Origin of the sequence: Bradyrhizobium sp. B039, assembly GCF_038965675.1 — a bacterium.
Taxonomy (GTDB): Bacteria; Pseudomonadota; Alphaproteobacteria; order Rhizobiales; family Xanthobacteraceae; genus Bradyrhizobium; species Bradyrhizobium diazoefficiens.
This window is the reverse complement of sequence record NZ_CP152416.1, coordinates 7,247,546-7,270,018: the sequence shown is the minus strand read 5'-3', so window position 1 is coordinate 7,270,018 and position 22,473 is coordinate 7,247,546. Positions and strand designations below refer to the sequence as shown.

Below are 22,473 nucleotides of genomic sequence, written 5' to 3'. Positions count from 1 at the left end.
GTTAACGTGAATCCGGAATTGGACCGGTGGAGGGAGTCCTAGAACGGGTTCCAGGTCGCGCGCGGCGTGTATTTCAGGTAGCCGATATTGGCTCCCAGCCGCAGGCCGAGTCCGGACCGGATCGGCACCAGCACGATGTTGTTGGCGGTGAGCGCCGTCATGCCGAAGCCGCCGATGATATAGGCCGAGCCGTCGAGGCCGGCGAAGCGCTGGTAGATCGCGTTGGTGGCGGGCAGGTTGTAGACCAGCGTCATGGTGCGCGCGCCGTCGCCGCCCCAGTCGAAGCCGAGCGAGGGGCCCTGCCAGTAGACGCGCAGGTCGCCGGCGTTCTTGGTGTAGAGCGTGCCTTCGCCATAGCGCAGGCCGGCGACGAACGCGCCGGAGCCTTCCTCACCCAGGATATAGCCGTTCGGCAGGCCCCATTGGCTGACCGCCTTCTCGATGATCGAGGCGAGCCCGCGCGAGACGTTGCCGAAGAAGCGGTGGCCGGCGGTCACGAGCTCGTCCGGCCCATAGGTGGTGGGCGTCGGGGTCCGCTGCGGCGGCGGCAGATTGGGCGGCGGTGCCTGCTGGGCGGAGGCCGGCACGATCCAGCCGACCATCGCGGCGAGCGCGAGCGCAGCAAGGCGTGATGCGAAAGTCATAAAAGAACCCCTGGTATCGAATCCGATCGCTTCCTTAACCTGACGCCAACAGGCACGGCTCTAGGTTGCGCCGGATGTCCCCTCGACTCGGATGTTATCCGCAGCAACTATGACGGCACAACGGCAGGAAGATAGCCCTTTGCGCCCCGGAATTGCCTTGATCGGCCGCCTCGTCTGCCTGCTGGCGGGCATTTGGATGGCCTGCGCATGGTTGCCCGCCCAGGCTGCCACCACCGAACGGATCGTCGTCAACCGCTTCAGCGGCGTCGCCATCGAGGGCTTCGATCCCGTCGCCTATTTCGTCGATGGCAGCGCCGTGCAGGGGACGGCTGAGTTCGAAGCGAACCTCTGGGGTGCGGTCTGGCGCTTCCGGAACGAGGGCAACCGGGCCTCCTTCCTGGCCCATCCCGAGATCTATGGGCCGCAGTTCGGCGGCTATGACCCTGCCGACATCGCCCGCGGCGTCACCATCGCCGGCAACCCCCGCTTCTTCGCGATCGTGGCGCAGCGGCTTTACCTGTTCAGCCGGGAAGCCAATCGCGACGCCTTCGCCGCCAATCCGGAGCGCTTCCTCTACGAAGTCGGCAAGCGCTGGCCGGCGCTTCAGGAGCAGCTCAGTCAGTAGCGGTCTACCGCCTGCGGGTCGCCCCAGGCGATGAACTCCGGGATAATGAAGCCGGTGTCCTGCCGCTGGCCGAACAGGATCTCGCCGCCCTTACCGTCGGTGACCTTGCCGCCGGCCGCGGTCACGACCGCGCAGCCGGCCCCGACATCCCACTCCGAAGTGGGCCCGAAGCGGGGATAGATGTCGGCGCTGCCTTCCGCGATCCGGCCGAATTTCACGGCCGAGCCGACCGTCCTTCTGACGGCATTGGGCCTGTTGTCGATGAACGCTTCGCTTTTGGGATCGCCGTGCGAGCGGCTCACCGCCGCGACCCAGGGCTCGCCCGGCGCCGGCAGCTTGCGGGTATGGACCGGCTCGGCGGCACCGATGGTAGCGCCGTCAAATCTGACGCGCTCGGCGCCGCGGCCGACGATGCCGCGCCAGAGCAGCCCGAGTGCGGGTGCGCTCACGATGCCGAGCAGCGGCACCCCGTGAGTGACGAGGGCGAGGTTGACGGTGAACTCGTCACGGCCGGCCACGAACTCCTTGGTGCCGTCGAGCGGATCGATCAGGAAGAAGCTGTCGCGGAACGGCGGAGCGGCGAGCTGGGTCCGTTCCTCCGACAGCGTCGGGATGTCGCCCGCGAGCTGCGCCAGGCCGTCCGCAATGACGCGGTCGGCGGCAAGGTCGGCCTCGGTCACCGGCGAGCCGTCCTGCTTGCCGTCGACCCGCATCGCCGCGCGGTTGACCGCGAGGATCGCTTCGCCCGCCTTCACCACCAGCGCGGTGAGCGGCTCCATCAGGTCGGATGCGGCCGCGCCGTCGATGATCCGCTTCACCTGCATGCCTCATTCATCGGCAATTCCGTTCCTGCTCGACTGATTCGCCCTGGCTTTATGGCCGCCCCGAACCGATCGCAAGCTAGCTGCCGCAGGCTTGCGAATGTTAGAACCCGCAGCATCCGTCAAGCATGCGTGATTCGCGGCGTCCAGCGCCGTGCAATTCCAGGAACCCTCCAGGACCCCATTATATGTCTGACGCCTCGTCGCCCGCGACCGTTACTGCTCCCGATATGCTCGAACTCGCCGCGCTGCTGTGCTCGCGGGTCTGCCACGATCTCATCAGCCCCGTCGGCGCCATCGTCAACGGGCTCGAAGTGCTCGACGACGATCCCAAGCCCGAGGACCGCGAGTTCGCGCTCGACCTGATTCGCAAGAGCGCCAAGACGGCCTCCGCCCGCCTCCAGTTCTGCCGTCTCGCCTTCGGCGCGGCCGGCTCCTCCGGCGCCCAGATCGACCTCGGCGATGCCCAGACCATGGCGCGCGGCCACATCGAGGACGGCAAGTGCACGATCACGTGGAATCTGCCGCGGCTGCTGCTGCCGAAGAATCGCGTCAAGCTGCTGCTCAACATGCTGGTCGTGGCCCAGCATACGATCCCGCGCGGCGGTACGCTGACGATCGATCCGGTCGGCGAGGGCGAGACGATGAGCTTTCGCATCACCGCGACCGGACACAACGCGCGCCTGCCGCAGAACATCGCCGAGCTCCTGAGCGGCGAGCGCGGGCCCGCTGCGGATGCGCACGCGATCCAGCCTTATTATACGCGGCTGCTCGCGCAGGCCTGCGGGCTCACCGTGACGCTGGCACCGGAAGGCGCAGCCATCATCGTTACTGCTTCGTAAACGCGCGCATCGCTCTCAAGACGTTAATCGAATCTTTACGAGGCGCTTCGGCTTGTCCGGAGCGCCTTATCTCTTTGTTGGTTCCGTTCTTTTCCACATACTCAACCATTATTAAACGCTTTGCGGTGAAGCTGGCCTCATTCCGAAATGGCGCATCACGCCTCGTGCGCGCCCTCCCTGTATGAAGGCCTGTTTTCATGGATGATCTGTTGCGGGAGTTCTTGACGGAGACCAGCGAGAGCCTGGACACCGTCGACAATCAGCTGGTGAAGTTCGAGCAGGAGCCGAACAACGCCAAGATCCTGGATAACATCTTCCGCCTGGTCCACACCATCAAGGGGACGTGCGGCTTCCTCGGCTTGCCGCGACTGGAAGCGCTGGCGCATGCCGGCGAGACGCTGATGGGCAAGTTCCGTGACGGCATGCCGGTGACGGGGCAGGCGGTGACGGTGATCCTGTCCTCGATCGACCGCATCAAGGAGATCCTCGCCGGCCTCGAGGCGACCGAAGCCGAGCCCGAGGGCACCGACCGCGATCTCATCGACAAGCTGGAAGCGATGGTCGAGCAGGGCATGGCGGCAATGGCGGCTGGCAGCGCCGCTCCCGTTGCTGACGCCCCGCCGCTGGTGCCGGAAGCGCCGGCCGCCGCTGCGCCCGCACCGGCCAAGGACATGACCACGGGTTCGCTGATCGACCAGACCCTGGAGCGCCCGCTGCGCCCGGGCGAGGTGTCGCTGGACGAGCTCGAGCGCGCCTTCCGCGAGACCGCGATCGAAGCCCCAATCCCCGCACCCGTTGCCAAGGCCGAGGTCAAGGCTGAGCCCGCGCCGGCTCCGGCCCCTGTTGCCAAAGAGGCTGCCAAGGAAGCGGCCAAGCCTGCCGCCAAGGAGAAGGCCGCGCCGAAGAAGTCGATGGCCGACGAGGGCGCCTCCGAGGGCGACCGCATCGCCAACCAGTCGATCCGCGTCAACGTGGATACGCTGGAGCATCTGATGACCATGGTCTCCGAGCTGGTCTTGACCCGCAACCAGCTGCTGGAGATCTCCCGCCGCAACGAGGACACCGAGTTCAAGGTGCCGTTGCAGCGTCTCTCCAACGTCACCGCCGAGCTGCAGGAAGGCGTCATGAAGACGCGCATGCAGCCGATCGGCAATGCCTGGCAGAAGCTGCCCCGCATCGTCCGCGACCTGTCGAGCGAACTCGGCAAGCAGATCGAGCTGGAGATGCACGGCGCCGACACCGAGCTCGACCGCCAGGTGCTCGACCTGATCAAGGACCCGCTCACCCACATGGTGCGCAACTCCGCCGACCATGGCCTGGAGACCCCCGCCGAGCGGCTCGCGGCCGGCAAGGGCGAGCAGGGCACCATCCGCCTCTCCGCCTATCACGAGGGCGGCCACATCATCATCTGCATCGCCGACAACGGCCGCGGCCTCAACACCGAGAGGATCAAGGCCAAGGCGATCTCCTCGGGTCTCGTCACCGAGGCCGAGCTCGAGAAGATGAGCGAAGCCCAGATCCACAAGTTCATCTTCGCGCCGGGCTTCTCGACCGCGGCCGCCATCACCTCGGTGTCGGGCCGCGGCGTCGGCATGGACGTGGTGCGCACCAATATCGACCAGATCGGCGGCACCATCGACATCAAGTCGGTGGCCGGCGAGGGCTCGAGCGTCACCATCAAGATCCCGCTGACCTTGGCCATCGTCTCCGCGCTGATCGTCGAAGCCGCCGGCGACCGCTTCGCGATCCCGCAGCTCTCCGTCGTCGAGCTGGTCCGGGCCCGCGCCAACAGCGAGCACCGCATCGAGCGCATCAAGGACACCGCCGTCCTGCGCCTGCGCAACAAGCTGCTGCCGCTGATCCATTTGAAGAAGCTGCTCAAGATCGACGACGGCGCGGCCAGCGATCCCGAGAACGGTTTTATCGTGGTGACGCAGGTCGGCAGCCAGACCTTCGGCATCGTCGTCGACGGCGTCTTCCACACCGAAGAAATCGTGGTCAAGCCGATGTCGACAAAACTGCGTCACATCGACATGTTCTCCGGCAACACCATCCTGGGCGATGGCGCCGTCATCATGATCATCGACCCCAACGGCATTGCCAAGGCGCTGGGTGCCGCCGGCTCCTCGGCCCATGACATGGGCGACGAGAACGGGGCGCATCACATCGGAAGTGGCGAGCAGACCACTTCGCTGCTGGTGTTCCGCGCCGGCTCGTCCCAGCCCAAGGCGGTCCCGCTCGGGCTCGTTACGCGCCTGGAAGAGCTCCCCGCCGACAAGATCGAGTTCAGCAACGGCCGCTACATGGTGCAGTACCGCGAGCAGCTGATGCCGCTCGTCGCCATGGAGAGCGTCACCGTTGCGAGCCAGGGCGCCCAGCCGATCCTGGTGTTCGCCGACGACGGCCGCTCCATGGGCCTCGTCGTCGACGAGATCATCGACATCGTCGAGGAACGCCTCAACATCGAGGTCGGCGGCTCCAGCCAGGGCATCCTGGGCTCGGCCGTGATCAAGGGGCAGGCCACCGAGGTGATTGACGTCGGCCACTTCCTGCCGATGGCGTTCGCCGACTGGTTCACCCGCAAGGAGATGAAGCCGTCGATGCACTCGCAGTCGGTGCTGCTGGTCGACGACTCCGCGTTCTTCCGCAACATGCTGGCCCCCGTCCTGAAGGCGGCCGGTTACCGCGTCCGCACCGCGCCGACCGCGCAGGAGGGCCTGGCCGCGCTGCGCGCCCAGAGCTTCGACGTGGTCCTGACCGACATCGAGATGCCCGACATGAACGGGTTCGAGTTCGCCGAGGTGATCCGCTCCGACAACAATCTCGGCGCGATGCCGATCATCGGCCTGTCCGCGCTGGTGTCGCCGGCGGCGATCGAGCGCGGCCGTCAGGCCGGCTTCCACGACTATGTCGCCAAGTTCGACCGTCCCGGTCTGATCGCGGCGCTGAAGGAGCAGACCGCGGGCGCCGCCGGCGCCTCCGAGCTGAGCCGGGCAGCGGCGTAAGAGCATGATCCGGAAAAGTGTGAAGCGGTTTTCCGACGAGATCATGCTCAAAACGAAAAAGCGGGATCAGGAGATACGCTGATGGCCAACAAGACCCAGTCCACCGAAGGCGCCATGGTCGAATACGTCACCGCGATGATCGGCGGCCAGCTGTTCGGCCTGCCGATCTCCCGCGTCCAGGACGTGTTCATGCCCGAGCGCGTCACCCGCGTTCCGCTGTCCTCCCGCGAGATCGCCGGCGTCCTCAACCTGCGCGGCCGCATCGTCACCGTGGTCGACATGCGCGCCCGCCTCGGCCTGCCGAGGCCCGAGGACGGCAAGGTGCCGATGGCGGTCGGTGTCGACCTGCGCGGCGAATCCTATGGCCTGCTGATCGACCAGATCGGCGAGGTGCTGCGCCTGCCCGAGGACGGCAAGGAAGAAAACCCCGTCAACCTCGACCCCCGCATGGCCAAGCTCGCCGGCGGTGTCCACCGCCTCGACGGACAGCTCATGGTCGTCCTCGACGTCGATCGCGTCCTCGAGCTCGCGCCCGAGATGATGGCGGCCTGATACGGCGGCACTGCCGCCGACGGACTTGCAATTGGAAGTGTCCCCGCGAAGGGGACAGGAAGCAGAGGTTCACATGCGCACTTGTCTCGTCGTTGATGATTCCAGCGTCATCCGCAAGGTCGCGCGCCGGATCCTGGAGGGCCTCGACTTCCAGATCCTCGAAGCCGAGGACGGTGAGAAGGCGCTGGAGGCCTGCAAGCGCGGCTTGCCCGACGCGGTGCTGCTGGACTGGAACATGCCTGTCATGGACGGCTACGAGTTCCTCGGCCATCTCCGGCGCATGCCCGGCGGCGACCAGCCCAAGGTGGTGTTCTGCACCACCGAGAACGACGTTGCGCACATCGCGCGTGCGCTTCATGCCGGCGCCAACGAGTACATCATGAAGCCCTTCGACAAGGACATCGTGACGGCGAAGTTCCAGGAAGTCGGCCTGATCTGAGCGACCGTCCGGAGGCTGAACGGCTCCTTCGGCGTTTGTTTTCAACTGAACCGTTTCAGTCTGAGTTGGTGAGTAATGAGTGTTGCGTTCGCAGGTAATTCGACCACGGGTTCGTCGCGTGAAGCGGGACCGCTGCGGGTGATGATCGTCGATGACTCCGTCGTCATCCGCGGTCTGATCTCGCGCTGGGTCGGTGCCGAGCACGACATGGAGGTCGCAGCCTCGCTGCGTACCGGGCTCGAGGCGGTCAACCAGCTCGAACGCATCAACCCTGATGTTGCCGTGCTCGACATCGAAATGCCCGAGCTCGACGGCATCTCCGCGCTGCCGCAATTGCTGGCGAAGAAGCGCGATCTCGTCATCATCATGGCCTCGACGCTGACGCGCCGCAACGCGGAGATCAGCTTCAAGGCGCTGTCGCTCGGCGCGGCCGACTACATTCCGAAGCCGGAATCGACGCGCGAAGCGTCGGCCGCGGACATCTTCCATCACGACCTGATCCAGAAGATCCGTCACCTCGGTGCACGGCTGCGCCGGAAGCCCGCGGTTGCGAGCCCGCCGCTGGCGCCTGTGAGCCCCGCTCCGGCTGCACGTGCACCGGTTGTCGCGCGGCCCGCCGCGCCTGCACCGGCCGCCAATGCCCTGTCGTCGGGGGCGCTGTCCACGCGCCCGTTCTCGACCCAGGCCCCCAAGGTGCTGCTGATCGGCTCCTCGACCGGCGGTCCGCAGGCACTGATGGCTCTCGTCACCGAGCTCGGCCCGGTGATCGACCGCTTCCCGGTGCTGATCACCCAGCACATGCCGCCGACCTTCACCACCATTCTTGCCGAGCATCTGGCGCGTTCGAGCCGCCGGCCGGCAGCCGAGGCGGTCGACGGCGAGCCGGTGAAGCCGGGACGGATCTATCTCGCGCCCGGCGGCAAGCATATGCGCGTGGTGCGCAGCGGTGCGGACGTGGCGATCGCGCTCGACGACGGCCCCGCCGTCAATTTCTGCAAGCCCGCGGTCGATCCGCTCTTCACCTCCGCCATCGACATCTGGCACGGCGCCATCCTCTCCGTGATCCTGACGGGCATGGGCTCGGACGGCATGCGCGGCGGCAAGGACATCGTTGCCGCCGGCGGCAGCGTCATCGCACAGGATGAAGCCTCCAGCGTCGTCTGGGGCATGCCGGGCGCGGCGGCCAATGCCGGCATCTGCGCGGCGATCCTGCCGCTCAACCAGATCGGCGCCAAGGTCAACCGCCTGTTCGCGGGAGACCGCTCGTGACGCCGGTTGACTACGAGTATCTGCGCAAGTTCCTGAAAGAGCGCTCCGGCCTCGATCTCTCCGCCGACAAGCAGTATCTGGTCGAGAGCCGGCTGCTGCCGCTCGCCCGCAAGGCGAGCCTGCCCGGCATCCCCGATCTCGTGCTGAAGATCAGGAACGGCGATGGCCGGCTTGCGACCGACGTGGTCGAAGCGATGACCACCAACGAGACCTTCTTCTACCGCGACAAGATTCCGTTCGATCATCTGCGCGAGACCGTCCTGCCGGGCCTGATCCAGGCGCGCGCCGCGCGCAAGTCGCTGCGCATCTGGTCGGCGGCGTCGTCGACAGGGCAGGAGCCCTATTCGATCGCGATGTGCGTGAAGGAGATGGGCGCGGCCCTGGCCGGCTGGCGCGTCGAGATCGTCGCGACCGACCTGTCGCAGGAGGTGCTGGAGAAATCCAAGGCCGGCGTCTACAGCCAGTTCGAGGTGCAGCGCGGCCTGCCGATCCAGCACCTGATGAAGTACTTCACGCAAGTCGGCGAGCTCTGGCAGCTCAATGCCGACATTCGCGCGATGGTGCAGTTCCGCCAGCTCAATCTGTTGCAGGACTTTTCCCATCTCGGCACGTTCGACGTGATCTTCTGCCGCAACGTGTTGATCTATTTCGACCAGGATACCAAGGCGGTGATCTTCGAGCGCATGGCGAAGGGGCTGGAAGCCGACGGCACGCTGCTGCTTGGCGCCGCCGAATCCGTCGTCGGCATCACCGATGCGTTCCGTCCCATCACTGAGCGCCGCGGTCTCTATCAGCTCAACCCGGCGCGCTCCGGCCGCCCCATGGGCGGACTGATGCCGCAGCCGCTGAAGATCGCCGCGGCGCGGTGATTGCCGAATGACAGGCGCTCTGAGAGAGCGCCGTCGTTGCGAACGATCGACAACATCTGACGAGATATCTTCCGTCATTGTGCGCGACGCTTCACGAGCGCTTGAGCCCTGCGAGTTACTCCGCTACCGCGCAATAGACCTCGCGCCGCGATGCAGCACGGTCGTGACCCTGACCAGCATCTGAAAGACCTGCTATGCTGCCGAGGGTCCCGCGGACGCGGGACCCCATTCCATCATGAACGGATTTAAGGAGGACACACCATGCGAATAGCTTGTGCCTCGTACTTTCTGTTGGTTGCGCTTTCGTTGCCCACGACTGCTCGCGCTGGTGAGCAAGTGCTCGAATTCAAGCTCGTCACCAGGCCGGTGGACGTCAAGGTCACCGAGGTCGCGAATGTTGAAGGTCAGACGGTCATGTCCGGCAAGATGTTTGGCGTTGCCTTTTTCAAGGATGGCCGCATCGCCGTGAAGGACTTCGTCAACTCCAGTGATTTGCTCAAGGGCTCGGGGCCCATGTTCGGCTACAGCACCTACACCTTCGACGATGGCTCCTCGATCACGGCGCGCTACGCCGGTGCGATCAAGGACGGTAAGGCAAAGGGCGAATATACGATCCTGTCGGGCACCGGAACGTACGCAAACGCGACAGGCACTGGCGGCTTCGAAAGTGTGCAGAGTGGGTTCAAGGGCGCCTTCCTGTACGACGGACGATTCATCATCAAGACGCCCTGAGCCGACACGAGGACCTTCGCGCTCGCGTGCCCTTGCCGACGGCGTCGCGAGCGCATTTCACAAGATCGCATGCGGAAGAAAACGCGAGCCGTTGCCGGTGATCGGACTCTCGTCTTCGCGGATCGACAGGCCGCAGGGTTCGTGGTTCACCAGCCAGCTTCCGATCACCGGATAGAAGCCCGAGAAGTTCGGCAGTGGCGAGAGCGCCTGCCGCACGAAGCCTTCTGCACCATAAGGACCTGCGTGCTCGTCGAGCGGCGTTCCGCCGGACACCAGCGTGACATTGGCGCCTTCGCGCGACAGCAGCGGCTTGCGCACATAGGAGCTGCCGAGCTCTGCTGCCCGCACATCGTCCTCGAAGAAGGCCGGCAGCAGGTTAGGATGGTTCGGAAACATCTCCCAGAGCAGCGGCAGGATGCCCTTGTTGGAGAGCACCGCCTTCCACGGCGGCTCGATCCAGCGCGTCGGCGCGCCCTCGAGCTTTGCGCCGAAGGCGTCGTGAAACATCCATTCCCAGGGATAGAGCTTGAAGGCGAGTGCGATGTCGCGATCGTCGAGATCGACGAAGCCGCCAGCCTCGTCACGCCAGCCGATCGCTTCAATGTCGAGCAGCGTGGTCGAAAGCCCCGCCTGGCGCGCGGTGTCTTCGAGATAGGCCAGCGTGCCGGCGTCCTCCTCATTGCCGGTGGTGCCGGTGAGATGGACATGGCGGCCTGCGGCAATCTCTTTCCAGGCTTCGATCAGCCGCTCGTGGATGGAGTTGAACTGGTCGGCGCGCACCGGGATGATACGGCGTTCGATCGCTTGTTCGAGCCAGGTCCATTGGAAGACGGCGGCCTCGAAGATCGAGGTCGGCGTGTCCGCGTTGTATTCGAGCAGCTTTGCCGGCCCCTTGCCGTCGAACTTCAGGTCGAGCCGGCCGTAGAGGCTGCGGTCGTCCCGCTCCCAGCTCTCGGCGATCAGGCTCCAGAATGCCTCCGGAATCTTCAAGCGCTGCAGATGGCGCTCGTCGCCGATGATGCGACCGGCAAGCTCGAGGCACATCGCGTCGATCTCGCCGGTTGGCGTCTCGATGCCGCGCTCGATCTCGTCGAGCGTGAAGGCGTAATAGGCGCGTTCGTCCCAATAGCGTTCGCCGTCGATGGTGTGGAAGACGAAGCCGCATTGCGCTGCGGTTTCTCGCCAGTCGTCGCGCTCGAGACAGATGATGCGTCGCATGGATCAGCCACCGCCCGAGAAGCCATGGCCAAACGAGCCGAAGCCGCCGCGGCTCACGCTGCTGTGGCCCGAGTCGGATGACGTGCTCGACGAAGAATGGCTGGAGGAATCGCTGCTGAAGAAGCTCGAGCGCGACGACGAGCCCGAGCCGCCGCTGCCGCCTGAAGAGCTGCTTTTGCTGCTGCACGCGGTGCTCGTCTGCACCGCTGGATCCGTCCCGGGAGGAGAGGGCTCGCAAGTCTGCCGCGGCATCAGCGTGTAGGCGGTGGTGCCGACCGCGATCGTGCCCATCACCAGGAGTGCGACATGGCCGGAGCGCTTCACCGGCGCCCGCGGTGTCGGGGGCACCGGTCGGCGTTTCCCGAACTCCCTGCTGGAGCGTTTGTCGGCCATGTCAGTAGATCATGCAGGCGGCGTTCAACAGGCCCGCGGCCAGCGAGGACAGCCCGAGCCAGATCGCGGGGGCAAGCTCGCCGGCGGCGATCCGCGTCGACAGGTTCGGCACCGGGACCTTCACGAGAAAGAACGCGATGATCTGGACGATCAGCGCGATGGCCGCCCAGATCAGGCAGTCCAGCACATTGGCCGAATGCGCGATCGCGCTGATCAGCGGGGCCACGAAGCCGAGCAGGCTGAGGCCGAGCGAGATCGCCGCGGCCGGCTCGTTGTCGCGGATGAGCTGGAACTCGTTGTACGGGGTGATGCGGGTGTAGACGAACAGATACGCCACGATCGCGATCAGCCCGGTGCAGAAATAGACCAGGAAGGCGGGCAGGCCGGCGAGTGATTGCAGGATCATCGTTCCCCCATCGTGCAGCGACCATTCGTCGGCGGGGGGAGGATAGCGGTTCAACGGCGGGACGGCGACGAAGCCGCGTTCGCGTCCCCAAAAAACAAAACCCCGCCATTTGCGGCGGGGTCCAGGCTGGGAGGAGCGAGCCCTGCGGCTCGCGACGTAAACCCAGGATCAGGCGGGAATGCGCTCTTCGTGCTCGTGCGGCTCGCGCAGCACGTAGCCGCGGCCCCACACGGTCTCGATGAAGTTGCGGCCTTCGGAGGCGTTGGCGAGCTTCTTGCGGAGCTTGCAGATGAAGACGTCGATGATCTTCAGCTCGGGCTCGTCCATGCCGCCATAGAGGTGGTTGAGGAACATTTCCTTGGTGAGGGTCGTGCCCTTGCGGAGCGAGAGGAGCTCCAGCATCTGGTATTCCTTGCCGGTCAGATGCACGCGCTGGCCGCCAACTTCGACCGTCTTGGTGTCGAGGTTGACGACGAGGTCGCCGGTCTGGATGACCGACTGGGCATGGCCCTTGGAGCGGCGCACGATCGCGTGGATGCGGGCCACCAGCTCGTCCTTGTGGAAGGGCTTGGTCATGTAGTCGTCGGCGCCGACGCCGAGACCCTTGACCTTGTCCTCGATGCCGGCGAGGCCGGAGAGGATCAGAATCGGGGTCTTGATCTTGGAGACCCGGAGTTGCTTGAGCACGTCATAGCCGGACATGTCAGGCAGGTTGAGGTCGAGAAGGATAATGTCGTAATCGTATAATTTACCGAGATCGACGCCTTCTTCCCCCAAATCGGTCGTGTAGACGTTGAAGCTCTCAGACTTCAGCATCAGCTCGATCGACTGCGCGACGGCGCTGTCATCTTCAATCAGCAAAACGCGCATGCCAGTTCCCCATAGTCGCCGCTCCTGGGCGTCAGGTCGGCCGCATTCGCGGCACTCAACAAAACGCCTTTGAACAACTGATTCGGATCCTGACAACAGATGGTTAACAAATCCTGATTCTGGAACGCAAGTCCCCCCGGTGCAATTTTTGTCGAATCGCCCTAAGGTCTTGCGCAGGAAGCAGCTTTCGTTATCCGGCTCCGTTCAAGTTCCACTTTAAGAGACGGGCCTAACCGACTCCCGCGACTCAGCCTTCTTCTGAAGGGGAGTCACGCTCAGTCACAAAGACAGTGACGCAATGATTAACGATGCGGGTAAACACGAAGTTAAGCGCCGTTCAGAAATATGGCGAAACTTAAGAGTTTCCCCGTGAAGGCCCGGGGATCACGACGACGACCACCTTATGAAGGCCCCTCCTATGAAGGCGCGCCGCTTATGAAGGCCCACCGATGAAGGCTCTGGCCGAACAGATCGGCGACATCGACGGCGTCAATATCTATGGCCGTGTGGTCGGTGTGCGCGGCCTGATGGTCGAGGTGGCCGGCCCGATCCATGCGATGTCGGTCGGCGCGCGGCTGGTGATCGAAACCGGCGCCAACCGTTCCATCCCCTGCGAGGTGATCGGCTTCTCCGGCAACAATGCTGTCGTGATGCCGTTCGCCGGTCTCGACGGCGTGCGCCGCGGCTGCAAGGCGGTCATCGCCAATGCCGCCATTCAGGTGCGGCCCTCGGCGGCCTGGCTCGGCCGCGTCGTCAATGCGCTGGGCGAGCCCATCGACGGCAAGGGGCCGTTGCCGCAGGGGTCCTCGCCGATGCCGTTCCGCAATACGCCGCCGCCGGCGCATTCGCGCAAGCGCGTAGGTAGCCCGCTCGATCTCGGCGTGCGCGCGATGAACACGTTCCTCACCTGCTGCCGCGGCCAGCGCATGGGCATCTTCGCGGGCTCCGGCGTCGGCAAATCGGTGCTGCTCTCGATGCTGGCACGCAACGTGGACGCCGCCGTCAGCGTCATCGGGCTGATCGGCGAGCGCGGCCGCGAGGTTCAGGAGTTCTTGCAGGATGATCTCGGCGAGGAGGGCCTGGCGCGCTCCGTCGTCGTGGTGGCGACCTCCGACGAACCGGCGCTGATGCGCCGCCAGGCCGCCTATCTGACGCTCGCGGTCGCCGAATATTTTCGCGACGAGGACAAGGACGTCCTCTGCCTGATGGACTCGGTGACGCGCTTTGCCATGGCCCAGCGCGAGATCGGCCTGTCCGCTGGCGAGCCGCCGACCGCCAAGGGCTATACGCCGACCGTGTTCACCGAGTTGCCGAAGCTGTTGGAGCGTGCCGGACCGGGCCTGGGGGAGGGCGCGATCACCGCGATCTTCACGGTGCTGGTCGACGGCGACGACCACAACGAGCCGATCGCCGACGCCGTCCGCGGCATCCTCGACGGCCACATCGTGATGCAGCGCTCGATCGCCGAGCGCGGCCGCTACCCCGCCATCAACATCCTCAAATCCGTCTCCCGCACCATGCCGAAATCGGCCGATCCGGAGTTCTGGCCGACCATCCAGAAGGCGCGCCAAGTGATGGCGACCTATGCCGACATGGAGGAATTGATCCGGCTTGGCGCCTACCGGGCCGGCTCCAGCCCCGAGGTCGACGAGGCGATCCGGCTGCACGAACCCCTGGAAGCCTTCCTGCGCCAGCGCAAGGACGAAAATGCCTCATTGGCGGACGGTTACCGCCAGTTGGCGCAAATCCTCGGTAATTTGGAAACGGAACGCTAACTTTGTCAGGTCATCATCCGATCCTACAGAGTAGCAGAGCCGGTCTTGGCCCCAATTGGGCCTGTGGGGAGACCGGTGTTGTCCCACGTGCAGCCAGGGGACTTCTGGGGAGTACGAGTCGATGAAGTCACGTGATACCCTCATTCGCCTGAAGAAGTTTCAGGTCGACGAGAAGCGCCGCCGGGTCACCCAGATCGAGACCATGATCGCCGACTTCCAGCGGATGTCGGTCGATCTCGAACGCGAGATCCAGACCGAGCAGGAGCGTGCCGGGATCAACGATCCCTCGCACTTCGCCTATCCGACCTATGCCAAGGCCGCGATCCAGCGCCGCGAGAACCTGACCCGCTCGGCCGACGAGCTCAAGGGCCAGCTCGACGAAGCCAAGGCCGCACTGGCCGAGGCCTTCGAGGAGCTGAAGAAGGTCGAGCTCCTCGACGAGCGCGACCAGGCCCGCGAACGCGCCGAGGAAAACGCCCGCGAGCAGGCCGACCTCGACAGCATCGGCCTGATGCGGGCTCGCATCGGCGCTGTCGCCTGAGGCGCTAGCAGCAAGAACCGCCGAAAATTCGCGAAACCCGGACCCGCAAGGTCCGGGTTTTCGTATGCGCTGTCCACAGCGTGGCGCCACGCCCCTTGGTGGTCGGCTTGGCCGCGCGCTATGGTGGTGCAGTGCCGGGGGCCTGCGCGGAACGCGCCTGAGCCTACGCGTTGGGGGGCTGAATGCTGACGCCAGCAGAGCTGGTCGGGCTGATTGAGGTGGTGGCGAAGGGCGATCAGGCCGCGTTCGAGCGCCTTTACGTCGCCACGCGCGCGAAACTCTATGGCGTCGTGCTCCGTATCTTGCGTCGGCAGGATCTCGCAGAGGAGGTCATTCAGGAGACCTACGTCAAGATCTGGAACAGCGCCGGCCAGTTCAATCCGGCTCTGTCCTCGCCGATCACGTGGATGGCGTCGATCGCGCGCAACCGCGCGATCGATATCGTGCGCAAGAAGTCGGAAGTCTCCATCGAGGAAGAGCCTCAGGCGATGGAGGTTGCAGCCGACAGTCCCGATCCGCTGGCGCGCCGGGAGATGACCGAGGAGCTGAAGCGGCTCCTTGAATGTATCGGCCGGCTCGAGCCGGACCGTCAGAGGCTCGTGCTTCTCGCCTATTACAACGGCTGGAGCCGCGAGCAATTGGCGGAGAAATTCGCCGCGCCCGTCAACACGGTGAAGACGTGGCTGCGGCGCAGCATGTTGGATATCCGCGAGTGCCTCGGACTATGAGGGTTTATGCTGTGAGGGTGGTTCTGGACTGCAAGTGATGGCCTACACGGAGGACCATATCGCGCTCGCCGCGGAGTATGCGCTCGGTACGCTCGACGCCGATGAGCGCGCGCAGGTCGAGACCATGATGGCGGTGGACAAGGCGTTCGCCGATGTCGTGCAGGCCTGGGCCTACCGGCTCGGCGTCCTCAACCAGATGGTCGGCACGATCGAGCCGCGCCCGATCGTGTGGGAGAACATCAGGTCCGAGCTCGCGCGGACCGGCTTCGCACAGAAGTCCCAGGCGCTGTCTGAAGCTTCGCCGCCGCCACCTGTACCGGCGTCTTCTTCGTTCGAAGCCGTCACGCCGGAAACGTCATCGGACCGCATGGAGCAACCGGAGCCGCTGCCTCCCGAAGCAGCGCAGCCCGAAGCAGCGCAGCCCGAAGCCGCGCAATCCGAAACCGCGCGACCGCCGTCCGATGCGCTTTCCGACGTCGCGCCGATCTTCATGCCGCAGGTCCATGCGCCCGATCCGGACGTCGCGCGCGCGCCGCCGGCGCCCGTCGTGGACAACACCAATGTGATCCGGCTCGAGGGCCGCGTGAAGCGCTGGCGCACGATCGCATCCGCCGTCGGCGCGCTCGCGGCAGCGCTGCTGGTGACGCTGTCGCTTCAGATCTTCCAGCCCGACGCGCTGCCGGGGGCCTTGCGTCCTGCACCGCGCATCCAGACGGTCGAGGTGAAGACACCGGCGCCGCTCGCGGCGTCTGCGCAATATGTCGCGCTGTTGCAGGGCCAGGCCGGCGGCCCGGCCTTCATCCTCACCATCGACGGCGCGACACGGAATTTCACCGTGCGCAAGGTCGGCGCGACGCCGGAGCCCGGCAAGAGCTTCGAGCTCTGGCTGATCTCCGACAAGCTGCCGCGCCCGCGCTCGCTCGGCGTGATCGGCGGCGGCGAATTCACCGCGCGTCCGCTGCTCTCCTCCTACGATGCCGATGTCGTCAACGGCGCGACCTACGCCGTCACCGTCGAGCAGGCCGGCGGCTCGCCCAACGGCCAGCCGACCTCGGCGCCGGTATTTACCGGCAGGCTGATCGAGACCGTGCCGCCGTCTCAGCCGCAGGCGCCGGCGAAGAAGTAGGTTTTCCATCGTCGTCCTGGCGGAAGCCTGGACCCACTACCCCAAGAGCTTGTTGCAAGAGTGAGCTGTGGCCGCACGGGCGAGCAACCGCACAATCCTGTGGTAATGGGTCCTGGATCGGTGCTCGCTCCGCTCGCTGGTCCAGGACGACGCTTAGAGGCATTGGGCGCGTCACCATCGTCGCGGCAGCGCCTGATCGACGCATGTCGCCCCGGTCCACCCCGCTGTCGCATTCCGACAAGCTCGGCCAAATCCAGCCCCGCTTTGAACCTCTCCGCAATTCGCGGCGTCAAATCCCCGGAATTCAGGCGGCGCATGCCGATCATGGTGCCGGAGAGGGGCGAGAAATCAAATGGATGCAGCGAAAACGCCGGGCATCTTTGTTCACCAATATGCGGGCCTGCCGATTGGTCCGGCCTTCGAACAATGGCGCGATCGGGCCTTCGGGGCCTGCGGCCTCGACATCGGGCCGAGCCATGGCGACAGCATCGATTGCCGGCTCCAGATCAGCGTGGTCGACAATATCGCGCTGGCCATTCCCGAAGGCGCCTCCGCGCAATATACGCGCACCCAGAGCCACCTTGCCGACGGCAGCGACGATCTCGTCCTGATCGCGGCCCATGCGGGCCTCGTCCGCGTCGGGCAGAACGGCCACACCGTGGAGCTTGCGCCCGCGCAGATGGTGCTCGTCGACATGGGCATCACCGGCACCGTCGGCCATACCGACGAGGATCGCTTCACCACCATCCGCATGCCGCGCCGCGCGCTGCTCGACATCAATCCGCGCGCCGAGGAGAAGCTGTCGCAAGTGCTTGCCGACGGTGCGGTCGCCGAAACCATCTTCCGCTACCACGCGCTCGCCGCCAATCACGGTCCGCATCTCGATGCCGTCGGCCAGCGCCTGACCGCGCAGCACATGGTCGATCTCGTCGGCCTCCTGCTCGGGACCGATGCCGAGCACGCAAGCCTTATGCGCGGCCGCGGGCAGGCGGCGGCCCGTCTCGATCTGATGCGCGCCGACGTGATGGCCGCGCTTGGCCGCAACGATCTCTGCCTGGCGGAAGTTGCGACGCGCTCGGGCCTGAGCCCGCGCCAGGCGCAGCGCCTGTTCGAGCAGGCCGGCACGACCTTCACCGAATTCGTGCTTGAGCAGCGCCTGTTGCTGGCGCGCAAGCTGCTGGGCGATCCCCGCGCGAGAACGCGCAAGATCAGCGACATCGCGCACTCCTCGGGCTTCTCCGACCTGTCCTATTTCAACCGCGCCTTCCGCAAGCGCTTTGGCGCGACGCCGTCGGAACTGCGCGAGGCGTGAGCCGGGATTTTGTGCGGCGGCGCGCGCCGCCGCAGTTGGTCGGCAGGGGCTATTGAGCTATATCTGTCTGCGCGGGCAGACCGCAGGATTCCGTTGGAAAGCACAGTAGGCGGACATGACGCGCATCGTCGTGCTCGGCGCCGGGTTTGCAGGCCTGTGGGCGGCCATCGGAGCTGCGCGCAAGCGCGACGAGATCGGCGCTGCCGGCCGCGACATCGAGATCCGTGTCGTCGACCGCAATCCCTATCACAACATCCGGGTGCGCAATTACGAGGTGGACCTCAGCGAGGTCGCGCTTCCGCTTGGGCAATTGCTCGATCCGATCGGCGTCACTCACGGCCTCGGCGAGGTCGAAGCCATCGATCCGGCACGGCGCGAGATCTCGCTGGTCACGAGCGACGGCGAGGAGACCTTGGGCTACGACCGGCTTGTGCTCGCGCTCGGCAGCGAGGTGACGCGTCCCGACATTCCGGGCCTTGCCGACCACGCCTTCGACGTCGACACCTACATTGCGGCCCTGCGCCTCGAGGATCATCTCGTCTCGCTCGGGCGCAGCGTGCCGTCGCCGGGGCGTTCGACGGTCGTGGTGGTCGGCGCCGGCTTTACCGGCATCGAGGTCGCGGCCGAGATGCCGGACCGGCTGGCGCGTGCCGGGATCACCGGCAGCCGCCGCATCATCCTGGTCGATCCGAATCCGACGGTCGGCGCTACCATCGGCGCGCACGCGCGTCCCGTCATCGAGACGGCGTTGTCGGCGCTCGACATCGAGACACGCCTTGGCGCGCGTGTCGCATCGGTCGAGGCGGCCGGCGTTCACTTGAGCTCGGGCGAGTTCATCCCGGCCCAGACGGTGATCTGGTGCGCCGGGCTACGTGCGAGCCGGCTGGCCGCGAGCCTTCCAGGCGCGCGCGATCGCCTCGGGCGCCTTCTGGTCGATCCGTTCATGCGGGTTGCCGATCTGCCTGGCGTGTTCGCGGCCGGCGACGTCGCCTCCAGCGTGGTCGACGGACTGCATCCCACCGTGATGTCCTGCCAGTTCGCCCGCCCCATGGGCCGCTTCGCCGGCCACAATGTCGTGGCCGATCTCCTGGGCCTGCCGATGCTGCCGCTGCGGATCGACTGGTACGTCACCGTGCTCGATCTTGGCAGTTGGGGCGCGCTCTATACGGAGGGGTGGGATCGCGAGGTCCGCACCACCGGCGCGGCCGCGAAGGCGACGAAGCAGACTATCAACCGCAAGCGCATCTATCCGCCGCTCAACGGGAGCAAGGACGAGCTGTTCGCTGCCGCAGCTCCAACCGTGCAGACGCCGCCGCCGACCTATGGGGCGCGGTAGTGTCCCACATATCCGGTGTCATCGTCCGCGAAGGCGGACGATCCAGTATTCCAGAGACTGCAGGGGGATACGGAGAAGCCGCGGCGTACTGGATTCCCCGCCTTCGCGGGGAATGACAGCGGTGGTCTTGGCGGCATCCCGCGTGACATCCGCGGTGAAAAACATCACCCCAGACGTGAGAAAGCGCCCGTGGGGGGCGGGCGCTTTCTGTAGTCGACTTGGGGTTGGGGTCGTCTACATATCCACGTGGCGACTTTGGGGGGCTGGTAAAGAGCCGCGTGAATTCAAAAAACTCGTCAGATCTCCTTAGCGAACGAGGGATGCGTTCGAACTGGTGATAACAACCGGCTTGCCGGCCTTGATGACGCGGGCCGTCTGGGTCAGACCTTCGTCCGAACCCGTGCGTGCCGTGATGCCGAAGCCTGCCACCGCGATCCCTGCGACGAGGGCTACGACCACGATCTTCAGGTGGGTCGAGCGATCTGCGCTGTAAATCGAGTGGTTCATGGAAGGCTCCTGCCGCCATCTACCCGAAGTAGTCGCTACCCTGTTCAGGCAGGTTCATGCTTCCGGTGCCCAACAACCTAGTATTGGGGGGATTCGTTCCCAAGGGGCGATCACAAGAGCGTGACAGGACGTGAAAGATCGCGATCAAAAACGATCCTTCATCGTGTAATTTCGTAATTATTTCAATGTCGTAATGTGCTTGTCAGGCGCCTTTTCCGCATTTGGTCGACAAGGCGCCAGGAACTCAAAAACCATTTGCCTGTGGCCGAAAAACACACGGCTTCTTAAGGCAAATCAGATGCTTCCGACCGTTTTCAACCTCGCCCTGGGGTGGATTTCAGCCTGCGACAGCACGGTCGTCTGAGCGCGGAACCGCTCGACGAGAGAGCGGACGAAGGGACGAATTGCCGCAGAGGTGACCAGCACCGGCGCCTCGCCTTCGCGCGCGGCGCGCTCGAAGGCCTCGCGTACGGCGGTCATGAACTCCGACAGTTTCGAGGGCTGCATCGCGAGGCTGCGCTCTTCGCCCTGGCCGATGATGGATTCGGCGAAGGCCTGCTCCCAGCGCGCCGACAGCGCGATCAGCGGCAGATAGCCGTTGTAGGAGGTGTTCTGCGCGCAGATCTGCCGCGCCAGGCGGGCACGGACGTGCTCGACCATGGTGGTGGGATTGCGCGAGAAGGCGAGCGAGTCGGCGATCCCCTCGAGGATGGTGGAGAGATCGCGGATCGAGATGCGCTCGGCGAGCAGCAGTTGCAGCACGCGCTGGATTCCGGAGACCGTGACCTGTCCGGGGACGATGTCCTTGACCAGCTCGCTCTGCTCCTTCGGCAGCTCCTTGAGCAGCTTCTGCACCTCGCCATAGGAGAGCAGGTCCGACATGTTGGCCTTGAGCAGCTCGGTGAGGTGGGTCGAGAGCACGGTCGCGGCGTCGACCACGGTGTAGCCCTTGAGCGAAGCCTCTTCCTTGAGGCTGGCATCGACCCAGGTCGCGGGCAGGCCGAAGGTCGGCTCGGTGGTGTGGATGCCGGGCACCTGAACCTGGCTGCCGCCGGGGTCCATGACCATGAACTGGTTCGGCCAGATCTTGCCGGTGCCGGCGTCGACCTCCTTGATCTTGATGATGTAGGTGTTGGCTTCGAGCTGGACGTTGTCGAGGATGCGCACCGCCGGCATCACAAAGCCCATCTCGATCGCGAGCGAGCGGCGCAGCGCCTTGATCTGCTCGGTGAGGCGGTCGGTGCCGTCGGGGCCGTTGACCAGCGGCAGCAGCGCATAGCCGAGCTCGATCTTGAGGTCGTCGATCTTGAGCGCCGCCGAGATCGGCTCTTCGGTCGCAGCGGTGCCCGGCGCACCGGGTTGACCTGCCGCGGGCGCGGCCTTGGCAATTTCGTCAGCCTTGGCGGTTGCGCGGTTGCGGTTGCGCGCGGTCCAGGCCAGCGCACCGGCGCCGGCGCCGAGCGCGAGGAAGGGAATGGTCGGAATGCCCGGCAGCGCCGCCAGCACCAGCATGACGGCCGAGGACATCGCGAGCGCCTGCGGATAGCCGGAGAACTGCTTCATCAGGGCCTTGTCGGCGGCGCCGGAGACGCCGGCCTTGGAGACCAGCAGGCCGGCCGCGGTCGAGACGATCAGCGCCGGCACCTGGGTGACGAGGCCGTCACCGACGGTCAGCAGCGTGTAGCTGCGCCCGGCGTCGGCGAAGGACAGGCCCTGCTGCGCCACGCCGATGATCATGCCGCCGACGACGTTGATGAAGACGATCAGAAGGCCGGCGATGGCGTCGCCGCGGACGAATTTCGAGGCACCGTCCATGGCGCCGAAGAAGCCGCTCTCGTCCTCCAGCGCCTTGCGGCGCTCCTTGGCGACCTTCTCGTCGATCAGGCCGGCGGAGAGATCGGCGTCGATCGCCATCTGCTTGCCGGGCATGGCGTCGAGGTGGAAGCGCGCGGCGACTTCGGCGATGCGGCCCGAACCCTTGGTGATGACGACGAAGTTGACGATGATCAGGATGGCGAAGACGATGATGCCGATGACGAAATTGCCGCCCATCACGAAGCTGCCGAAGGCTTCGATGACGTGACCGGCGGCATCCGTGCCCTCGTGCCCGTGCGACAGGATCAGGCGGGTCGAGGCCATGTTGAGCGACAGCCGCAGCATGGTCGAAATCAGCAGGATGGTCGGGAAGGCGGAGAATTCCAGCGGCGCCTGGATGAACAGCGACGTCATCAGGATCAGGATCGAGAGCGTGATCGAGATCGCCAGGAACAGGTCCAGCACGATCGCGGGCAGCGGCAGGATCAGGACCACCAGGATGGTGAGGATGCCGAGCGCCAGCGCGATGTCGCCGCGCTTGAGGATGTTGACGATCTCGGTGAGGGTGGGGACGCCGGCGTTTGTGCTCCCTACGCCCTGTCCCGCGGTGACGTCGACCATGGTAGCTGCCTCCCCGCGCGACTGCCG

22 protein-coding genes are annotated in these 22,473 nt (G+C 65.5%); 14 read left to right on the top strand and 8 right to left on the bottom strand.

Features of this window, described 5'->3' with window-relative positions:
- Positions 1-38: 38 nt before the first annotated feature.
- The gene (locus AAFG50_RS34515) at positions 39-644 is read right to left on the bottom strand and encodes a DUF1134 domain-containing protein (RefSeq protein ID WP_028176026.1); all 606 of its coding nucleotides are present in this window, start codon (positions 642-644) and stop codon (positions 39-41) included.
- A gap of 139 nt (positions 645-783) precedes the next feature.
- On the opposite strand from AAFG50_RS34515, the gene AAFG50_RS34510 reads away from it, so the two are divergent.
- Positions 784-1,269 carry a YHS domain-containing (seleno)protein gene (locus AAFG50_RS34510; RefSeq protein ID WP_028176025.1) on the top strand — a complete coding sequence of 162 codons (486 nt, stop codon included), beginning with the start codon at positions 784-786 and terminating at the stop codon, positions 1,267-1,269.
- On the opposite strand, the gene cysQ is transcribed toward AAFG50_RS34510, so the two are convergent.
- Positions 1,263-2,093: a 3'(2'),5'-bisphosphate nucleotidase CysQ gene (gene cysQ, locus AAFG50_RS34505; protein WP_028176024.1), complete on the bottom strand. Its 831-nt coding sequence runs from the start codon at positions 2,091-2,093 to the stop codon at positions 1,263-1,265. The genes AAFG50_RS34510 and cysQ overlap by 7 nt on opposite strands.
- Positions 2,094-2,278: 185 nt before the next feature.
- On the opposite strand from cysQ, the gene AAFG50_RS34500 reads away from it, so the two are divergent.
- The 7 genes from AAFG50_RS34500 to AAFG50_RS34470 all read left to right on the top strand — a co-directional run bounded on the left by AAFG50_RS34500 (position 2,279) and on the right by AAFG50_RS34470 (position 9,798).
- On the top strand, positions 2,279-2,932 hold the full coding sequence (locus tag AAFG50_RS34500) for a histidine phosphotransferase family protein (protein WP_028176023.1): 654 nt from the start codon (positions 2,279-2,281) through the stop codon (positions 2,930-2,932).
- Positions 2,933-3,129: 197 nt separating this feature from the next.
- On the top strand, positions 3,130-5,937 hold the full coding sequence (locus AAFG50_RS34495) for a hybrid sensor histidine kinase/response regulator (RefSeq protein ID WP_074076616.1): 2,808 nt from the start codon (positions 3,130-3,132) through the stop codon (positions 5,935-5,937).
- Positions 5,938-6,018: 81 nt separating this feature from the next.
- Positions 6,019-6,489: a chemotaxis protein CheW gene (locus AAFG50_RS34490; protein ID WP_011084983.1), complete on the top strand. Its 471-nt coding sequence runs from the start codon at positions 6,019-6,021 to the stop codon at positions 6,487-6,489.
- A 73-nt stretch (positions 6,490-6,562) separates the two neighbouring features.
- A complete protein-coding gene (locus tag AAFG50_RS34485) occupies positions 6,563-6,928 on the top strand; it encodes a response regulator (RefSeq protein ID WP_007600538.1) in 366 nt (121 codons plus the stop codon).
- A gap of 75 nt (positions 6,929-7,003) precedes the next feature.
- Positions 7,004-8,197, top strand: coding sequence for a chemotaxis response regulator protein-glutamate methylesterase (locus AAFG50_RS34480; protein ID WP_028175154.1), 1,194 nt, complete (start codon positions 7,004-7,006; stop codon positions 8,195-8,197).
- Complete coding sequence (locus AAFG50_RS34475) at positions 8,194-9,066, top strand: protein-glutamate O-methyltransferase CheR (protein WP_028175155.1); 873 nt, start codon at positions 8,194-8,196, stop codon at positions 9,064-9,066. The genes AAFG50_RS34480 and AAFG50_RS34475 overlap by 4 nt, the downstream gene beginning before the upstream one ends.
- Positions 9,067-9,357: 291 nt before the next feature.
- On the top strand, positions 9,358-9,798 hold the full coding sequence (locus AAFG50_RS34470) for a hypothetical protein (RefSeq protein WP_232675548.1): 441 nt from the start codon (positions 9,358-9,360) through the stop codon (positions 9,796-9,798).
- 57 nt (positions 9,799-9,855) lie between these two features.
- Here AAFG50_RS34470 and AAFG50_RS34465 read toward each other — a convergent pair whose 3' ends face one another.
- From AAFG50_RS34465 to AAFG50_RS34450, 4 genes are all read right to left on the bottom strand, one after another.
- Positions 9,856-11,016 (bottom strand): glutathionylspermidine synthase family protein, encoded by a 1,161-nt coding sequence (locus tag AAFG50_RS34465; protein ID WP_028175157.1) that lies wholly within the window; start codon positions 11,014-11,016, stop codon positions 9,856-9,858.
- Positions 11,017-11,019: 3 nt separating this feature from the next.
- On the bottom strand, positions 11,020-11,409 hold the full coding sequence (locus tag AAFG50_RS34460) for a hypothetical protein (protein WP_074076617.1): 390 nt from the start codon (positions 11,407-11,409) through the stop codon (positions 11,020-11,022).
- Between the two features lies 1 nt (position 11,410).
- A complete protein-coding gene (locus AAFG50_RS34455) occupies positions 11,411-11,815 on the bottom strand; it encodes a DUF350 domain-containing protein (RefSeq protein WP_028175159.1) in 405 nt (134 codons plus the stop codon).
- A gap of 168 nt (positions 11,816-11,983) precedes the next feature.
- Positions 11,984-12,685, bottom strand: a complete 702-nt coding sequence (locus AAFG50_RS34450) for a response regulator transcription factor (protein ID WP_008138878.1) — start codon at positions 12,683-12,685, stop codon at positions 11,984-11,986.
- Positions 12,686-13,134: 449 nt separating this feature from the next.
- Here AAFG50_RS34450 and fliI point away from each other — a divergent pair, with 449 nt between their 5' ends.
- The 6 genes from fliI (at position 13,135) to AAFG50_RS34420 (ending at position 19,503) form a co-directional block, all read left to right on the top strand.
- Positions 13,135-14,460 carry a flagellar protein export ATPase FliI gene (gene fliI, locus AAFG50_RS34445; protein ID WP_028175160.1) on the top strand — a complete coding sequence of 442 codons (1,326 nt, stop codon included), beginning with the start codon at positions 13,135-13,137 and terminating at the stop codon, positions 14,458-14,460.
- A gap of 121 nt (positions 14,461-14,581) precedes the next feature.
- Positions 14,582-15,001, top strand: a complete 420-nt coding sequence (gene fliJ, locus AAFG50_RS34440) for a flagellar export protein FliJ (protein WP_011084990.1) — start codon at positions 14,582-14,584, stop codon at positions 14,999-15,001.
- Positions 15,002-15,183: 182 nt separating this feature from the next.
- The gene (locus AAFG50_RS34435; RefSeq protein WP_028175161.1) at positions 15,184-15,729 is read left to right on the top strand and encodes a sigma-70 family RNA polymerase sigma factor; all 546 of its coding nucleotides are present in this window, start codon (positions 15,184-15,186) and stop codon (positions 15,727-15,729) included.
- Positions 15,730-15,766: 37 nt separating this feature from the next.
- Entirely contained in the window at positions 15,767-16,855 is a 1,089-nt protein-coding gene (locus AAFG50_RS34430) for an anti-sigma factor (protein ID WP_039185897.1), read from the top strand.
- 352 nt (positions 16,856-17,207) lie between these two features.
- A complete protein-coding gene (locus AAFG50_RS34425; RefSeq protein ID WP_028175163.1) occupies positions 17,208-18,167 on the top strand; it encodes an AraC family transcriptional regulator in 960 nt (319 codons plus the stop codon).
- Between the two features lie 115 nt (positions 18,168-18,282).
- The gene (locus AAFG50_RS34420; RefSeq protein ID WP_028175164.1) at positions 18,283-19,503 is read left to right on the top strand and encodes an NAD(P)/FAD-dependent oxidoreductase; all 1,221 of its coding nucleotides are present in this window, start codon (positions 18,283-18,285) and stop codon (positions 19,501-19,503) included.
- A 306-nt stretch (positions 19,504-19,809) separates the two neighbouring features.
- Here AAFG50_RS34420 and AAFG50_RS34415 read toward each other — a convergent pair whose 3' ends face one another.
- Both AAFG50_RS34415 and flhA read right to left on the bottom strand, forming a co-directional pair.
- Positions 19,810-20,010, bottom strand: a complete 201-nt coding sequence (locus AAFG50_RS34415; RefSeq protein WP_011084994.1) for a hypothetical protein — start codon at positions 20,008-20,010, stop codon at positions 19,810-19,812.
- A 294-nt stretch (positions 20,011-20,304) separates the two neighbouring features.
- Positions 20,305-22,446 carry a flagellar biosynthesis protein FlhA gene (gene flhA / locus AAFG50_RS34410; protein ID WP_028175165.1) on the bottom strand — a complete coding sequence of 714 codons (2,142 nt, stop codon included), beginning with the start codon at positions 22,444-22,446 and terminating at the stop codon, positions 20,305-20,307.
- Between the last annotated feature and the right edge of the window lie 27 nt (positions 22,447-22,473).

Bases quoted from the DNA above. Each gene is read 5' to 3' on its own strand.
- AAFG50_RS34515 (WP_028176026.1), bottom strand. From the start codon at position 644: ATGACTTTCGCATCACGCCTTGCTGCGCTCGCGCTCGCCGCGATGGTC.
- cysQ (WP_028176024.1), bottom strand. From the start codon at position 2,093: ATGCAGGTGAAGCGGATCATCGACGGCGCGGCCGCATCCGACCTGATG.
- AAFG50_RS34500 (WP_028176023.1), top strand. From the start codon at position 2,279: ATGTCTGACGCCTCGTCGCCCGCGACCGTTACTGCTCCCGATATGCTC.
- AAFG50_RS34495 (WP_074076616.1), top strand. From the start codon at position 3,130: ATGGATGATCTGTTGCGGGAGTTCTTGACGGAGACCAGCGAGAGCCTG.
- AAFG50_RS34490 (WP_011084983.1), top strand. From the start codon at position 6,019: ATGGCCAACAAGACCCAGTCCACCGAAGGCGCCATGGTCGAATACGTC.
- AAFG50_RS34485 (WP_007600538.1), top strand. From the start codon at position 6,563: ATGCGCACTTGTCTCGTCGTTGATGATTCCAGCGTCATCCGCAAGGTC.
- AAFG50_RS34480 (WP_028175154.1), top strand. From the start codon at position 7,004: ATGAGTGTTGCGTTCGCAGGTAATTCGACCACGGGTTCGTCGCGTGAA.
- AAFG50_RS34465 (WP_028175157.1), bottom strand. From the start codon at position 11,016: ATGCGACGCATCATCTGTCTCGAGCGCGACGACTGGCGAGAAACCGCA.
- AAFG50_RS34460 (WP_074076617.1), bottom strand. From the start codon at position 11,409: ATGGCCGACAAACGCTCCAGCAGGGAGTTCGGGAAACGCCGACCGGTG.
- AAFG50_RS34455 (WP_028175159.1), bottom strand. From the start codon at position 11,815: ATGATCCTGCAATCACTCGCCGGCCTGCCCGCCTTCCTGGTCTATTTC.
- AAFG50_RS34450 (WP_008138878.1), bottom strand. From the start codon at position 12,685: ATGCGCGTTTTGCTGATTGAAGATGACAGCGCCGTCGCGCAGTCGATC.
- fliI (WP_028175160.1), top strand. From the start codon at position 13,135: ATGAAGGCTCTGGCCGAACAGATCGGCGACATCGACGGCGTCAATATC.
- fliJ (WP_011084990.1), top strand. From the start codon at position 14,582: ATGAAGTCACGTGATACCCTCATTCGCCTGAAGAAGTTTCAGGTCGAC.
- AAFG50_RS34435 (WP_028175161.1), top strand. From the start codon at position 15,184: ATGCTGACGCCAGCAGAGCTGGTCGGGCTGATTGAGGTGGTGGCGAAG.
- AAFG50_RS34430 (WP_039185897.1), top strand. From the start codon at position 15,767: ATGGCCTACACGGAGGACCATATCGCGCTCGCCGCGGAGTATGCGCTC.
- AAFG50_RS34425 (WP_028175163.1), top strand. From the start codon at position 17,208: ATGGATGCAGCGAAAACGCCGGGCATCTTTGTTCACCAATATGCGGGC.
- AAFG50_RS34420 (WP_028175164.1), top strand. From the start codon at position 18,283: ATGACGCGCATCGTCGTGCTCGGCGCCGGGTTTGCAGGCCTGTGGGCG.
- AAFG50_RS34415 (WP_011084994.1), bottom strand. From the start codon at position 20,010: ATGAACCACTCGATTTACAGCGCAGATCGCTCGACCCACCTGAAGATC.
- flhA (WP_028175165.1), bottom strand. From the start codon at position 22,446: ATGGTCGACGTCACCGCGGGACAGGGCGTAGGGAGCACAAACGCCGGC.